Origin of the sequence: Microbacterium sp. 16-032, assembly GCF_041079455.1 — a bacterium.
Taxonomy (GTDB): Bacteria; Actinomycetota; Actinomycetes; order Actinomycetales; family Microbacteriaceae; genus Microbacterium; species Microbacterium testaceum_A.
Map to the genome: position 1 here is coordinate 153,320 of NZ_JBFYGQ010000006.1, position 14,306 is coordinate 167,625.

16 protein-coding genes are annotated in these 14,306 nt (G+C 70.6%); 8 read left to right on the forward strand and 8 right to left on the reverse strand.

Annotated features, from left to right (window positions below; translation table 11 throughout):
• Nucleotides 1–24 precede the first annotated feature (24 nt).
• On the forward strand, nucleotides 25–2,085 hold the full coding sequence (locus AB6V31_RS14385; protein WP_369366444.1) for an NAD(+) synthase: 2,061 nt from the start codon (nucleotides 25–27) through the stop codon (nucleotides 2,083–2,085).
• A gap of 38 nt (nucleotides 2,086–2,123) precedes the next feature.
• On the opposite strand, the gene AB6V31_RS14390 is transcribed toward AB6V31_RS14385, so the two are convergent.
• The gene (locus tag AB6V31_RS14390; protein ID WP_144785975.1) at nucleotides 2,124–2,621 is read right to left on the reverse strand and encodes a DUF427 domain-containing protein; all 498 of its coding nucleotides are present in this window, start codon (nucleotides 2,619–2,621) and stop codon (nucleotides 2,124–2,126) included.
• 100 nt (nucleotides 2,622–2,721) lie between these two features.
• On the opposite strand from AB6V31_RS14390, the gene AB6V31_RS14395 reads away from it, so the two are divergent.
• The 4 genes from AB6V31_RS14395 to AB6V31_RS14410 all read left to right on the forward strand — a co-directional run bounded on the left by AB6V31_RS14395 (nucleotide 2,722) and on the right by AB6V31_RS14410 (nucleotide 4,783).
• The gene (locus tag AB6V31_RS14395; RefSeq protein ID WP_074695378.1) at nucleotides 2,722–2,919 is read left to right on the forward strand and encodes a hypothetical protein; all 198 of its coding nucleotides are present in this window, start codon (nucleotides 2,722–2,724) and stop codon (nucleotides 2,917–2,919) included.
• The gene (locus tag AB6V31_RS14400) at nucleotides 2,916–3,059 is read left to right on the forward strand and encodes a hypothetical protein (protein ID WP_369366447.1); all 144 of its coding nucleotides are present in this window, start codon (nucleotides 2,916–2,918) and stop codon (nucleotides 3,057–3,059) included. Before AB6V31_RS14395 ends, AB6V31_RS14400 begins: the two co-directional genes overlap by 4 nt.
• A 75-nt stretch (nucleotides 3,060–3,134) precedes the next feature.
• Nucleotides 3,135–4,079: an aldo/keto reductase gene (locus tag AB6V31_RS14405; protein ID WP_369366449.1), complete on the forward strand. Its 945-nt coding sequence runs from the start codon at nucleotides 3,135–3,137 to the stop codon at nucleotides 4,077–4,079.
• A 146-nt stretch (nucleotides 4,080–4,225) separates the two neighbouring features.
• Nucleotides 4,226–4,783, forward strand: coding sequence for a nucleoside phosphorylase (locus AB6V31_RS14410; RefSeq protein WP_369366451.1), 558 nt, complete (start codon nucleotides 4,226–4,228; stop codon nucleotides 4,781–4,783).
• A gap of 24 nt (nucleotides 4,784–4,807) precedes the next feature.
• Here the strand turns inward: AB6V31_RS14410 and AB6V31_RS14415 are convergent, their stop codons facing one another.
• The 7 genes from AB6V31_RS14415 to AB6V31_RS14445 form a co-directional block, all read right to left on the reverse strand.
• Complete coding sequence (locus AB6V31_RS14415; protein WP_369366453.1) at nucleotides 4,808–6,307, reverse strand: MFS transporter; 1,500 nt, start codon at nucleotides 6,305–6,307, stop codon at nucleotides 4,808–4,810.
• An 81-nt stretch (nucleotides 6,308–6,388) separates the two neighbouring features.
• Nucleotides 6,389–6,571, reverse strand: a complete 183-nt coding sequence (locus tag AB6V31_RS14420) for a hypothetical protein (RefSeq protein ID WP_369366455.1) — start codon at nucleotides 6,569–6,571, stop codon at nucleotides 6,389–6,391.
• Between the two features lie 43 nt (nucleotides 6,572–6,614).
• Complete coding sequence (locus AB6V31_RS14425; protein ID WP_369366457.1) at nucleotides 6,615–9,665, reverse strand: AAA family ATPase; 3,051 nt, start codon at nucleotides 9,663–9,665, stop codon at nucleotides 6,615–6,617.
• Nucleotides 9,662–10,816 (reverse strand): exonuclease SbcCD subunit D, encoded by a 1,155-nt coding sequence (locus AB6V31_RS14430; protein WP_369366458.1) that lies wholly within the window; start codon nucleotides 10,814–10,816, stop codon nucleotides 9,662–9,664. Before AB6V31_RS14430 ends, AB6V31_RS14425 begins: the two co-directional genes overlap by 4 nt.
• A gap of 118 nt (nucleotides 10,817–10,934) precedes the next feature.
• A complete protein-coding gene (locus AB6V31_RS14435) occupies nucleotides 10,935–11,252 on the reverse strand; it encodes a hypothetical protein (RefSeq protein ID WP_056224034.1) in 318 nt (105 codons plus the stop codon).
• A gap of 1 nt (nucleotide 11,253) precedes the next feature.
• Nucleotides 11,254–11,463: a hypothetical protein gene (locus tag AB6V31_RS14440; protein WP_056224037.1), complete on the reverse strand. Its 210-nt coding sequence runs from the start codon at nucleotides 11,461–11,463 to the stop codon at nucleotides 11,254–11,256.
• 90 nt (nucleotides 11,464–11,553) lie between these two features.
• On the reverse strand, nucleotides 11,554–11,853 hold the full coding sequence (locus AB6V31_RS14445) for a GNAT family N-acetyltransferase (protein WP_056224039.1): 300 nt from the start codon (nucleotides 11,851–11,853) through the stop codon (nucleotides 11,554–11,556).
• Nucleotides 11,854–12,288: 435 nt separating this feature from the next.
• Between AB6V31_RS14445 and AB6V31_RS14450 the strand changes: the two genes are divergently transcribed.
• The 3 genes from AB6V31_RS14450 to AB6V31_RS14460 all read left to right on the forward strand — a co-directional run bounded on the left by AB6V31_RS14450 (nucleotide 12,289) and on the right by AB6V31_RS14460 (nucleotide 14,306).
• Nucleotides 12,289–13,011: a winged helix-turn-helix domain-containing protein gene (locus tag AB6V31_RS14450; RefSeq protein WP_056224041.1), complete on the forward strand. Its 723-nt coding sequence runs from the start codon at nucleotides 12,289–12,291 to the stop codon at nucleotides 13,009–13,011.
• A gap of 67 nt (nucleotides 13,012–13,078) precedes the next feature.
• Nucleotides 13,079–14,068, forward strand: coding sequence for a DNA-3-methyladenine glycosylase (locus AB6V31_RS14455; RefSeq protein ID WP_369366461.1), 990 nt, complete (start codon nucleotides 13,079–13,081; stop codon nucleotides 14,066–14,068).
• A gap of 16 nt (nucleotides 14,069–14,084) precedes the next feature.
• Nucleotides 14,085–14,306, forward strand: coding sequence for a hypothetical protein (locus AB6V31_RS14460; protein WP_074695372.1), 222 nt, complete (start codon nucleotides 14,085–14,087; stop codon nucleotides 14,304–14,306).

The window sequence follows — 14,306 nt, forward strand, 5'->3', positions numbered from 1 at the left end:
GGACCGTGCTGACAGACTGAGGGGGTGATCACCGACCTGCCGTTCGAGAACGTGTACCGGCACGGGTTCGCGCGCGTCGCGGCGTGCACGATTCCCGTCGCGGTCGCCGACCCCGCCGCCAATGCCGACGCCGTGCTCGACTCCGCGCGCGCGCGCGACGCCGAGGGCGTCGCCGTCGCCGTCTTCCCCGAGCTGTGCCTCACCGGCTACGCGATCGACGACCTCGTCATGCAGGATCCCCTCCTCGATGCCGTTGAAACCGCTCTCGAGCGCCTGGTGCTGGCATCCGCCGATCTTCTTCCGGTGCTCCTCGTCGGCGCGCCGCTGCGCCACGGCAACCGCCTGTTCAACTGCGCGGTCGTGATCCACCGCGGTCGGGTGCTCGGCGTGGCTCCCAAGGCGTACCTGCCCACCTATCGCGAGTTCTACGAGCACCGCTGGTACGCGCGCGGAGACGACCAGGTCGGTCAGCACATCCGCGTCGCCGGCGAGACGGTGCCGTTCGGACCCGACCTGCTGTTCGAGGCGGCCGACGTACCCGGTCTCACCCTGCACGCCGAGGTGTGCGAAGACGTCTGGGTGCCGATCCCGCCGTCCTCGGGGGCGGCGCTCGCCGGGGCGACGGTGCTCGCCAACCTATCGGGCAGTCCCATCACGATCGGGCGTGCCGACGATCGGAACCTGCTGTCGCAGTCGCAGTCCATGCGGTGCCTCGCGGCCTACGTCTATGCGGCCGCGGGTCAGGGCGAATCGACCAACGACGTCTCATGGGACGGCCAGACCATGATCTACGAGGGCGGGCACCTGCTCGCCACGACCGAGCGCTTCCCCGACGGACCACGGCGCAGCGTCGCCGACGTCGACTTGGACCGTCTGCGACAGGATCGCCTGCGGCAGGGCACATTCGACGACAACCGCCGCACGACCGGCCCCGCGTTCCGGACGGTGTCGTTCGAGCTCGCCCCGCCCGCGACCGACCTCGGTCTGCGCCGCGCGGTCGATCGCTTCCCCTTCGTCCCCGACGATCCGGCTCGCCTCGCACAGGACTGCTACGAGGCGTTCAACATCCAGGTGTCGGGCCTCGTGCAGCGGCTCCAGGCCATCGGCGACCCGCGTCCGGTTCTCGGTGTGAGCGGCGGACTCGACTCCACGCACGCGCTGCTCGTGATCGCCCGCGCCATGGACCGGATGGGGCGTCCGCGCAGCGACATCCTCACCTACACGCTGCCCGGGTTCGCCACGAGCGAGAAGACCAAGCGCAACGCGATCGCCCTCGCCGAAGCCGTCGGCGCCTCGATCGAAGAGATCGACATCCGCCCGGCGGCGACCGAGATGCTCTCGCGCATGGGACACCCCTTCGCGGCGGGGCAGCCCGTCCACGACGTCACGTTCGAGAACGTCCAGGCGGGGCTCCGCACCGACTACCTGTTCCGTCTGGCGAACCAGAACAACGGGATCGTCGTCGGCACCGGCGACCTGTCCGAGATCGCCCTCGGGTGGTCCACGTACGGCGTGGGCGACCAGATGAGCCACTACTCGGTGAACCCCGGCGTCCCCAAGACGCTCATCCAGCACCTCATCCGCTGGGTGATCTCCTCAGGCGAGCTCAGCGATGAGACCGTCGTCGTGCTCCAGTCCGTGCTCGACACCGAGATCAGTCCCGAGCTGGTGCCCGCCGGCCAGGACGGCCGGATGCAGTCCACCGAGGACCGTATCGGCCCGTACAACCTGCACGATTTCACGCTTTACCACGTGCTGCGCTTCGGCTTCCGACCGTCCAAGATCGCCTTCCTCGCGGCTCACGCCTGGAGCGATCGGGATGCCGGCGCCTGGCCCCCCGGCTACCCCGAGGCAGGGCGACCGGTGTACGACCTCGTCACCGTGGCGAAGTGGCTCGAGGTGTTCCTGAAGCGGTTCTTCGGCTTCGCGCAGTTCAAGCGCACCGCGATCCCGAACGGACCCAAGGTGTCGCCCGCGGGCTCGCTGTCGCCGCGCGGCGACTGGCGTGCGCCCTCGGACGGCAACCCACGCGTGTGGCTGGCCGACCTGCACGCGGCCGTGCCGGAGGCGTTCCGGAACGAGTGAGTCCGCGGTCCGCGTGCGCCCCCACCCGATCTCGGGCGCTACCAGCCCATCGACCCCGGAACGCCCTTGAACGGCCCCGCGAGGTCGCTCGTCACCCACCCGCCGTAGAAGCCGCCCGGCTGCGGTTCGACCGTCTCGCCGCCCAGCACGACGCGATCCATCGGGCCCGCGTACACGGCCACCCGGTCCTCGAGAATCTCGTACCCGGGCATGGGGTGCGGATAGTTCCAGGCGGCGCGAGCGGCAACCGCTCCCCCACCGCCGTGGACATCGAAGTACCGGGCTCCCCCCTTGAACTCGCAGAACGACGCACCCTCGCCGAGGGTCAGCGCATCGCCGAACGCCGCGATGGGCACGTAGTACACCGGCGGGTGGCTGGTCTCGAGAACGCGGACGACGTCATCGGTATCCGCGATCCGCACGCCGCCGAAGTCGATCTGCACGCGCTTGCGGACGCGCTCCACGCGCGGTGGGCGGGGGTACTCCCACACGGATTCCTGGCCGGGACGAACGGGGTCGGGTACGGGACGCGCCATGCGCCCACGGTACGCCGCGATCCGCATACTCGGGCGATTCCCCGCATACCGGCTCAGGAGGCGCACAGCTTTTCGGTAGCCTGGTGACCGAGGGGGCACCGTGAGCGAACAGAAGACCACGCACGACGGCCGGCGATATCGCGTCTACCAGATCGTCGGAATCGTGCTGGCCGTGCTCTTCCTCGCCCTGGGTGTCGCCGCCTACCTGACCGGCGGCGGACCCATCATCGCCGCCATCGCCGTCATCGGAGGACTTGCCGTGCTCATCGTCTCGATCGTCATGATGGTGCGCTCGTGAGCGCCCCCGAGACCCCCGGCGGCTCCGACGGGAAGAAGAAATACCCGGCGGGCACCGTCGTCATCTGGATCGCCGGCGCGGGCGTCGGCCTGTGGCTGCTCATCAGCGGCCTGATCGGCATCCTCTCCGGAGGCAGCTGAACCGGCGCGTCGCGGGAATGCCCTCCGACGGTCGTCGTTGACCTCCACGTCACCGATTTCGACAGGAAGGGCATCATGACGCGTATCGGACGCAGCGACCTCGACATCCTCCCCCTCTCCCTGGGCGGCAACGTCTTCGGCTGGACCACGGACCGAGACACCTCGTTCGCCGTTCTCGACGCGTTCCACTCCGGTGGGGGCGACTTCATCGACACCGCCGACGCCTACAGCGCCTGGGTGCCCGGCAACTCGGGCGGTGAGAGCGAGACCCTCATCGGCGAGTGGCTCGCCTCGCGCAAGCCCGAGAACGTCGTCGTGGCGACGAAGGTCAGCCAGCACCCTCAGTTCCGCGGGCTGAGCGCGAAGAACATCCGTGCCGCCGCGGAGGCGTCACTGGCGCGTCTCGGCGTCGACACGATCGACCTGTACTACGCGCACTTCGACGACGCCGACACCCCGCTCGAAGAGACCGTGGCCGGTTTCGCCGATCTCGTGACGGACGGGCTCGTGCGCTACGTCGCGGTGTCGAACTACACCGCGGCCCGTATCCGCGAGTGGATCTCGCTCGCCGAGGCCGCCGGCGCCGACCTGCCGGTCGCGATCCAGCCGCACTACAACCTCGTGCACCGCACCGAGGTCGAGAGCGACATCGTGCCCGTCGCCGAGCAGTACGGCATGTCGCTCGTGCCGTACTACGCCCTCGCCAGCGGGTTCCTCACCGGCAAGTACCGCTCGGCGGATGCCACGGGCGATTCGCCTCGCGCGGAGGGTGCGGCGAAACTCGCCACTCCCGCAGGGCTCAAGCTGATCGACGCCCTTGAAGAGGTCGGTGACGCGCACGGTGCCTCCATCGCGGCGACGGCGCTGGCCTGGCTGCGCCTGCAGCCCACCGTGGCCGCGCCCATCGCGAGCGCCTCCAAGGTGGAGCAGGTCGCCGACCTGCTCGCCAGCGCGTCGCTCGAGTTGACGAGCGACGAGCTCGCGCACCTGTCGGCCGCATCCGAGCCCGCACAGGGCTGAGTGACGACTCTCTCCCTCAACTGAACGCCCGCCGCACGCGGAGCGCACCCACGGTGCGTGTTCCGGTGCGGCGGGCGTTTCGTCGCGCGGGCAGGTCGCGCAGGCAGGCGGGGCGAACGCGCGGCGGCGTCGGCGACAATGGTGGGGTGAAGCTCCTCGTCGCCGCCCATGCGTCCGAACTCATCGCCTTCGAGGCGGAGATCCCCGGGTTCGAGCGCCTGCTCACCGGAGTGGGCAAGATCCCGGCCGCCTACGCGTTGACGCGGGCCCTGTGCGCGGGCGATTACGACGAGATCGTCGTCGTCGGAACCGCCGGAGCGATCGACGACGACGTCCAGGGCGGCATCTACGACATCGCCGCGGCGATCCAGCACGACGCGAAGGGCCTCGACGGCGCCTTCGGCGAGCACGTTTCGCTGCCCGCTCGCGTCGAGACCGGTCACGAGGGCATGGTCATCGCCACGGGAGACCATTTCGTCGACGATGCCGAGACCGTGCGACTCATCCACGGCCTCGGCGGGAGTCTCGTCGACATGGAGTCCTACGCGCTTATCTGGGTGGCGCAGCAGTTCGGTGTGCCCATTCGCATCCTCCGTGCCGTGTCGGACCGCGCACAGGACGGCGCCACCGAACTCTGGGACGATGTCGTGGAACGGTGCAGTCACGAGCTCCGCGCTGAGATCCGCACCCGCTACGGCGTCTGAGCGCGTCCGCGACGCCGCCTGCACTCAGGGTGTCTGCGAGCCCGAACGCGCTCGACCCGCGAGGTCGGTGACCCCTACGACGAGCGCGAGCGCCAGGAAGACGCCGACCGTGATCATGCCCGACGCGTAGGCGTCGTGGTACAGCACGGCCATGTCGTCGACGCTGCCCTGCTCGCGGTAGACCGTCGCGTAGAACAGGGCGAGGGCGATGGCCGTGCCCACGGCCGTGCCGATGCGCTGCCCCAGCTGGCCGACGGATCCGGCGACGCCGCCGCTCTTGACCGGGATGTCGGCGAGGGTGAGCGTCTGGTTCGGCGAGATGACGAGTCCGCCGGCGAAACCCCCGAACGTCATGACCGCCGCCATCGCCCAGGGGGTCCACCCGGGGTCGGTGAAGAGGGCGACCAGGACGAGCCCACCGGCGGTGGCGACCATGCCCAGGATCCCCCAGACGACAAGGGGGCGCCCCAGTCGAGTGACGAGGTTGCCGCCGATCCACGAGCTCCCCGCGGATGCCACGGCGAAGCCGATCGTGACCATTCCCGCGAACACGGGTTCGAGGCCGAGTCCTCCCTGGAGGAACAGTGTGCCGAGAAGGAACATCGCGGGAACGGCCGAGAAGTAGGCGGTCGAGATGAGCACGCCGTTGCGGTAGGACGAGAGGGAGAAGATCGAGAACGGCATGAGCGGCATCCGGCCGCGCTCCGCGTATCGCCGTTCCCAGAAGACGAAACCCGCGGCGAACACGACCGACGCCACGAGGAACCACCAGCGGTGCGGGTTGTCGTCGGGGCTGCCCGTCGTGAACAGGAACGGCCACATCAACGACAGGATCGTCAACGCGAACAGCACGACGCCGACCGGGTCGAGATCGAGCTTGCGATGCGATTTGGTGCGCGTGTCGGGAAGCAGCCACGCCGCCAGGGCGATGACGATCGCGACGAGCGGGACGTTGATCCAGAAGATGAGCCGCCAGCCGTCGGTGTCGCCGCCGATGGCGATGAGCAGACCGCCCAGGGTCGGACCGAAGGCGGTCGCGATGCCGATCGTGGCACCGAAGAGCCCGAACGCGCGGCCTCGCTCTTTGCCCTGGAACAACTGCTGGACGAGCCCGAGCACCTGGGGCATCTGGATGCCGGCCGCGACGCCCTGCAGAAGGCGAGCGACCAGGAGCACGGTGGTGTTCGGGGCGAGCGCGCAAGCCAGGCTCGTCACGAGGAACAGTGACAGGCCGACGAGGAAGAGCATCCGCCGAGAGCGGAGGTCGCCCAGGCGTCCGGCCGGCACGAGGACGAGGCCGAAGGTCAGGATGTAGCCCGAGACCACGAGCTGCAACTCGGTCGGGCCGGCGTTCAGTGCCGCCTCGATCGAGGGGAGTGCGACGTTGACCTTCGTGAGGTCGAGGATCGTCAGCGCTGCGACCGCGACCGCGACCCAGTAGGCACGCCACCGATGCCGCGGCGACAGCACGATGTCACGCGTGGGGGGATGGGCGGAATCCGTGGGCGCAGAGGGAGGAGTCATCGACGCCGACGGTACTCCGGGGGTCGGACACCGGACCCGGGCTTGCGCGCGGGGGCATCTCGTCCTCTGCGGACGCGGGGGTCAGTCGACGTCGCGGCGGGCGAAGATCGCGCGCAACACGAAGAACACGATCACGGCGACGACCGCGACGGCGAGGAGGCGGAAGGCGAAGGCGATGAGCGAGAACAGGATGTTCACGAGCACCCACGCGATGATCACGGCGACGACGACGCCGAGGATGGTCCAGAGGGTGCTTTTGCGCATGCGTCCAGCCTAGAGCCGGGGACCGGGGCTGCCGGCCGTGCTCTCAGCCGAGAGTCGCACCCACCCCCTGTCGGATCACACTCGGGCCTCGGGTCGTCGCGGTGACGTGCAGCTGAGCGGGCAGCTGGTCCTTCATGGCCGCGACATGACTGATGACTCCGACTGTTCGGCCTCCCTGCCGCAGTTCGTCGAGCGTTCTCATGGCGAGGTCGAGGGTGTCGTCGTCGAGCGATCCGAATCCCTCGTCGATGAAGAGCGTGTCGAGCCGGATGCCGCCCGCTCGCGCCGTGACCACCTCGGCCAAGCCGAGAGCCAGCGCGAGCGACGTGAGGAACGTCTCGCCGCCCGACAGCGACTGCGGGGGGCGACTCTGCCCGGTGAAGGCGTCGACCACCTCGAGGCCCAACCCGCTCGCGGCACCTCGGGCGGCCAGGGCGTCGCTGTGCTGCAAGCGGTACCGGCCGGACGACATGTGGTCGAGCCGCAGATTGGCCGCGGCCACGATCTCTTCGAGCTCGGCCGCGAGCACGAAGGTCTCGAGCGTCATCCGACGCGTGTTCGGGGCGCGCCCGGCCACGGTGTCGGCGAGGCGGGCGATCACGGCGTGCTCGTCGGAGAGCGCCGCCACCGCCGTGTGCCCGGCGTCGGCGCGCTGCGCGAGGCCCCTCAGACGGTCGGCCAGCGCGCGAGCCGAGGCGTGCGCCGCGGACGAACGCTGGACGGCCTCACGCGCCTCGGCGACGGCGAGCGCGAACGGAGCCAGGTCGACGGGCTCGTCGGGGGCGTCGACGAGGAGCAACTCGAGATCCAGCAATCGCTGGCGGACGGAGGCGACCGCCGCGTCGTGCTCCGCGATCGCGGTGTCGAGGCGGTGCCGCTCCGACGCCGGCCGGAGAGCCCGGGTCACGGCCTCAACGTCTGCGAACGGGCTGTCGGCCACGAGGCCCGCGACGATCGCTGCGGTCTCGCTCTCATGCGCGATCGCGGTCTCGAGCAGATCCTGCGCGGCGACGAGCTCGCGCACCGCTTCTCGTCGGGAGCGAAGGTCGCGCTGCCGCTCGGCCACGCTGTCGGAATCTCCGCGCGCCGCGGCGACCTCGACGCGCAGGATCTCGATCCGCTGCTCGGTGAGCGCGAGGGACTGGCGGGTGTTCGCGAGCTTCTCCGAGAGGCCGTCGATACGCTCGGCGATCGACGCATCGAGTTCTGCCACCCGCGCCCGTTCCTCCTGCACGCGCTCGTGCTCGTCGACCTCGGCCTCAGCCGAGGTGAGGGCCTCTTCCGTCTGGGCCAGACGCTCCTCGAGGACCTCGACGCTCTCTCCGCCCGCGAGAGCTGCGGCCAGCGTGTGCGCGTCACGCGCGACGCGCGCGGCGTCGGAGGCGAGTCGGTCCTGCTCGACGGCGACGTTCTTGCGATCTTCGGCGGCGTTGATCTCGTCGTCGGACACGGGAGCATCGTCACCGCGCGCGGGGTGCGGATGCTCGCGCGCTCCGCACACGGCGCACGGTTCGCCGTCGACCAGATCGTGGGCCAGCTCGACGGCGGCACCCGCGAGACGACGGCGGAGAAGGGCGGTCCAGGCGTCGACGGCACGCTGCACCTCGTCGGCACGGACGAGAGCCGCCAGATCCGCTCGTTCGCGTTCCTCGAGCAGGGCCGCGGCGCGGCGCGCGGCCTCGAGCCGGCGAATCACGTCGTCTCGCGCGGTCGCCGCGGTCGACTTCCGGGTCTCCGCTCCGGCCAGTCGCATGAGTCGCTCATCGAGGCCGCGCAGAAGCTCCGGAACCTCGAGCCGCCCGTCGATCAACGCGTCCCGATCCGCGGTGGTGCGGGCGAGGAGCGCGGTGAACCGGTCGGCTTCGGCGACGAGCTCGTCAAGTTCGACCTCGGCGGCGAGTGCCGACTCGCCCCGGGCGAGCAGGGCGGTGATCTCGTCGTCGCGGGCGACGAGCTCTGCCCGGTCGACGCCGACCTCGAGGGACGACGCGGAGCCGACCGGCTCGCCGAGCCGACGGGCCTTCTCGATCGCGGCGCGGGAGCGGTCCCGGGCGGAGGCGAGCCCCCTGCGCGCCGACTCGGCCGCCTCGATCGCGCCGCGGAGGGTCTCGGCCTCGGCCGCGGCGGAAGACTCATCGCGCGCGTCGGACATCCGGGCGTCGTCCGCCTCGAGGGCCGTCAGGCGAGCGCGAAGACGTGCGCGATCGTGTTGCCGCTCGGTGAGGGCGGTCGCTTCGCGCTCGGCGATCAACGCCCGATCGAGACGCGCGTTGCTGTCGTCGCGTTCGCGCGCAGCCGACCCGACGCGGTAGTCGGCGCGTTCCACCGCTCGCACGACGCGGGCGACACGTTCGCCGACTCCGAGCGCTGCACCCGCGTCCGATTCACCTTCGACCGCGCCGACCGTCGAGGCCTCGGCGTCGAGCTCGAGGGCGAGACGCTCGGCTTCGTCGAGGAGGGTCGCGACCTCGACGCCCTCGGTGGCGAGACGCTCGGACGCGCGCTTGCGGCGTTCGTCGAGATCGGTCGCGTACTGCTCGAAGGACCGGGTACCGAACAACGTTCGAAGCAGGCTCAGTCGTTCGTCGTTCTTGGCGAGGAGGAAGCGCGCGAAGCGGTTCTGCGCCAACAGGATGACCTGGAGGAACTGCTGCTGGGTCAGACCGAGGATCTCGTCGAGACGAGCGGCGACATCGACCGGACGCGCGGCCACGCCCGTCCACCCTTCGGGAGCGAGGACCTCGAGCAGCGCCCGATGAGGCTCTTTCGTCGTCCCTCCCCCGCGTCGCTTCGGCCGCTCGAACTCCGGAGACCGAGTGATGCGCCAGCGCTCGCCCTCGGCGCTGAACTCCAGTGTCACGCGGGTCGGGTCGTCGGGCTCGCAATGGTCGCTGCGCAGGCGGCGCTCCGCACCGTCGTACCGCGGAACGCCCCCGTACAGGGCGTAGCAGACCCCGTCGAGCACGCTCGACTTGCCGGCTCCGGTGCGTCCCGTGATGAGGAAGATGCCGTCAGCGGTGAACACGTCGAAGTCGACGGTCTGCGCCTCGAGGAACGGCCCGAACCCCTCGAGGACGAGGCTGTGGAGCTTCACGCCGTGGCCTCCGCGACGGACCGGCCGTCGAGCACCTCGCGGATGAGGGCGCGCTCGGCCTCGGAGGCCCCTTCTCCCTCGCGGACGTGGGTGAGGAAGGTGTCGATGACCTCGCCGTCGTCGCGCGCAGACCGCACCCGTCGGGCGTACCCCGACCCGTCGTCGGGCAGGGTCTGAGCGGGGAGGTGGACGACCGTGGCGCACCAGGGGAAGCGCGCCTGCAGCCGGCGCATGGGATCGGGCTGCGGAGTGGAGTCGGTGTACTCGGCGCGCACCCAGTGCTCGTGGAAGTCGGCGAAGCGATCGTCGGTCAGGAGGTCGTCGAGGGGGGCACGGAGGGTGACGAGCGGGCGGAGAACGGGCAGGTCGAGCCAGGTCACGTTCGCGAGCCCGTCGGCGTCGAGATCCACCAACCAGGATCCGCGCGGTTTGCCCGCCTCACCGAAGCTGTAGTGCACCGGCGCTCCGGCGTACCGGACGCGGGTGGAGATCTGCTGGCGGCCGTGGATGTGTCCGAGGGCGACGTAATCGGGCCCGTCGAAGGCGGAAAGCGGAACCACGTCGAGACCCCCCTGGCGGATCTCGCGCTCCACCCCCGGCGTGGCGTCGACGCCTGCGGCGAAGCAATGAGCAGCCACCACCGAACGCCCACCGCGCTCGGCGAGGTCGGCGCGGACGAGGTCGAGGGCGTGCTGCATGGTCTGTGCCTGGCTGCGCAGTTCGACGCCCTCCCAGAGGTGGCGCACGATGGCGGGCTCGAGGTACGGGATGCCGTAGAAGTGCACGGGGCCGTGCTCGTCGTCGATGGTCACCGGGGTACCCACGGCGTGAGGGTCGGTGACGACCGTGATCTCGTCGCGCAACAGAGCGGACTGGAAGCCGAGACGGGCAGCCGAGTCGTGGTTGCCGCTCGTGACGACGACACGCGCTCCGGCTGCTGCCAGCGATGCCAGGGTCGACGTCAAGACCGGATAACAGGCCGCCGAGGGGGCCGCGGAATCGAAGACGTCGCCCGCGACGATCACCACGTCGACGGAGTTCTCGCGCACCTGCGCGACGAGGGCGTCGAGGACGCCGCTCAGCGCCTCGAGGGTCGAGTGCCCGTGGAAGGAGCGCCCGATGTGCCAGTCGGAGGTGTGCAGGATCCGCATGCAGACACGGTACGTCGCACCTCCGACATCGGCTCGCAGCAAACGCCCGACCCGACGGGTTCGTCCCACGGAAAAGCCCCGCCGCCGGGTCTTTCCGGGGCGGGGCGTTCTCGAGGGATCAGGAGCCCGAGACCTCCGCGGCCAGGGCGCGGATGCGGTCGTCGCCCAGGTCGAGGCCGATGTCGCGGAAACGCTGACGCAGCACGTCGGCGATGCGCTCCTCGCTCTTGTCGCCGACGTCGGCGCGCGTCTGCACGACGACGCCGGCGATGCGGGCCTCGTCGTCGGTCGGGTGGGTGTCCATGGCCGGTTCGGACTGCTCGTCGGGCCGCGAGATCTTGCGATCGCGGTGCACAGCGCCGCCGACCGAGTCCGCGGCGTCTGCTCCCCCGTCGGGGCCGCTGGTGGGCTGGGGCGCCCGAGTGTCATCCGTCATGTCAGTCCTCCGTGCTCAGGTCGGGGTCGATGCCCTGGCTGGCGGCATCCCCCTCGATGGGGTCCGAGGGCTCCGCGTCGTTGAGGCGCGGCGAGCCCTTCGCGTGCTCGTTCTGCTCTGCGGTCTCACCGTCGGCGACGGCGCCGCTCTCCCACCCACCGGGAGGGTCGGCGTTGATGACACCCTCGGGCAGGTCGCGGTCATCTGTCATGACTTCCCCTTTCGACCCGACCAGCTTCGTCGTGCGGGCGGAGGACCCGGCAGGGGTTGACGGCCGGACGCGGTCTGCGTAGGCGCTCGTTCAGGAGGCGGGTCGCTGGTGCAGGATGGCCGCCCGCTCGGGGTGGGCTTCGAACCACTCCCCCACGTACCAGCACACGGGCAGGATCTCGCGGTCGCCCGCCGCCTCGATCGCGTCCACCGCGCGCTCGGTGATCACGGCGGCGTAGCCGTGTCCGCGGAAGGTGGGGATGGTGAAGGCGCGGGTCAGGGCGACCGTGCGCCCGTCGTCGCGATAATCGAGGACCGAGACGAGGTCGTCTCCATCGTGCAGCGTGTAGCGGGACGCGGTCTTGTCGTCGGCGAAAAGCAGGTCGGCCATGACGGAGAGGCTACGCCGCCCTCGATGGACGGGCTCCGTCGCGGCGGAGTGCACGGTGCGACGGCCCGCGAGGCCGCGAAATTGAGCATGATGCGCGCCCCTGGCGGCATCCATGCCGATTTGACGAGGTCGGACACGCTGCGTCATAATCCCCCCATGACTCTCAACGCGCGTTCTCTGTCCGCCCGGGAGGCGAACAGGACTGCCGGCATGATGATGCCCGGCCGCGTTGCGATGTGTTGTCGAATGTGCCGCTAACAGCGACCCTCGCTCGGACCACCTCGGTTTCTGAACACCGACGTCGTCCCTCGGCCGCCTGACGTCCGCGTCGATCACGCGTACCCCGGCACCGCACTCCGGCCCTCCGGCCTCTCCCTCCCGTCGAACCCCGCTCTCGTTGACGCCCGGGTTCACACACCCAAGGATTCTCTCCTCATGTCGATCTCCGCCGTTCTCGACCGCCCCTCCACCGCCGCCGCCCGTCCCGCCGCCCGCGACGCCGCTCCCCACGCGACCGCAGCGTCGGCCCCTGCGGCTCGCCCCGCCGCCCCCGCCACCACCGCCCCGCGGGGCTTCGCTCTCTACGTCGGCATCGACGAGGCGAAGGCCGCCGCCGCCGGCGTCAGCCTCGGTACTCTCGTCGAAGCCCTCCGCCGTACGCTCGGCGAGCTGGCCCCCGCCGCCGAGACCTACGCGACGGTCGCCCTCGCCCCGGTCGGGTCCGGTGGCCGCGACGTGGACGTGGTGCGTCTCGCCCTGCACGAGCCGTCGGCGATCGCACGCACCAAGGACGAGCCCGCCGAAGAGGACCGCGCGCCGGGAGGCGTCGTGGTCGACATCTCGCGCAAGCGCGTGCTCATCGACGGCGAGTCCGCTGCGTTCACGTTCAAGGAGTTCGAGCTGCTGCAGTACCTCGTTCTGCGCGAAGGCCGCACGATCGAGCGCACCGAGCTGGTGGCATCCCTCTGGGAGGGCTCGACCGACGATGACGCCCCGGGCGAGCGCACCATCGACGTGCACGTGCGGCGCCTGCGCGCGAAGCTCGGCGTGTACGAGGACATCGTGCGCACCGTGCGCGGCGTCGGGTACCGCTTCGACCGCCACGCCGACGTGTCGATCCGCTACGGACACGGCACGCCCTCGCCCGACCGGTTCTGACGCCCCCTCCCGCTCTCTGCATGGGAGCGGATGCCGCGATGTCGGCGCTCGGACGTAGGGTGTCGGCATGAGGTCGGTCGGAGTCCGCGCGCATCACGCGCCGCGTGAATCGGCCGCTCCCGCGGGCGACCCGATCGAGTCGGAGTACCGCCCCGCCCGTCCGGTCGACATCGGCCGTGCCGTCGCGGCACAGCGTCACGGTGCGAACGACCCCACGTACTTCGCCTCGCAGCCGCTCTCGGCCGGGGGCGTCGTCTGGCGGGTGAGTCGCACCCCCCTCGGGGTCGCCACCCTCGCCTTGCGCATGCGCGTCGGCGGTGCGGTCAAGGCCGCGGCGTGGGGGCCGGGAGCCGAGTGGGCTCTCGACCAGTTGCCCGCGCTGTGCGGTCGCGACGACGATCCCGACGGTTTCGACGCGTCGCGGCATCCGTCCGTCGCCGAGTGGCATCGCCGGCACCCCGACCTCCGTATCGGCCGCACCGACCTCGTCTTCGATGCGCTGGTCAGCGCCATCATGGAGCAGAAGGTCACGAGCATGCAGGCCTTCTCCGCCTGGCGGAGCATCGTCACCTGGTACGGCGAGCGCGCTCCCGGTCCGACCCCTCGGCCGATGTTCGCTCCTCCCGACGTCGACGGATGGCGCCTCGTCCCCTCGTGGGCGTGGCATCGCGCGGGTCTCGAGCCGCCGCAGTCGCGCACCATCGTCGAGACGTCGCGCCGGGGCGCCTCCATCGTCCGTGCCGCCGAGGCGGCCGTCGACGGCGAGGCCCGCGATCGCGTCTTCATCAGCCTCCGCGGGGTGGGCATCTGGACGAGCGCCGAGACGCGGATCCGTGCTTTCGGCGATCCGGATGCCGTGAGCGTCGGCGACTACCATCTCTCCCATCAGGTGGGTTTCGCCCTCACCGGGCATCGCATCGACGACGACGGCATGCTCGAGCTGCTCGAGCCGTTCGCCGGGCACCGTCAGCGCGTCATCCGTCTGATCTATGCCGGCTCTGCGCTCGAACCGCGCCGCGGCCCGCGCCTGCACCCCGAGGATCACCGCGATCGGTGACCCCTAGGCTGAGCCCATGACGCAGACGGGAACGGGCTGGCCACGCGGACGGACGTACTGGGTTCTCGGAAGCGTGCTCCTGCTCGGCCTGGGGGTGCTGTTCGGCCTCGTGTGGCAGAACGTGTGGCTCGGCATCGTCATCGCCGCCGCCGTGTCGGTCGGGTGGCTCCTCGCTTACGAGTCGAGCCGCGGACGCAACGTCGGGGTGAACGACGAGGACAACGGCATCCAGCTCTAG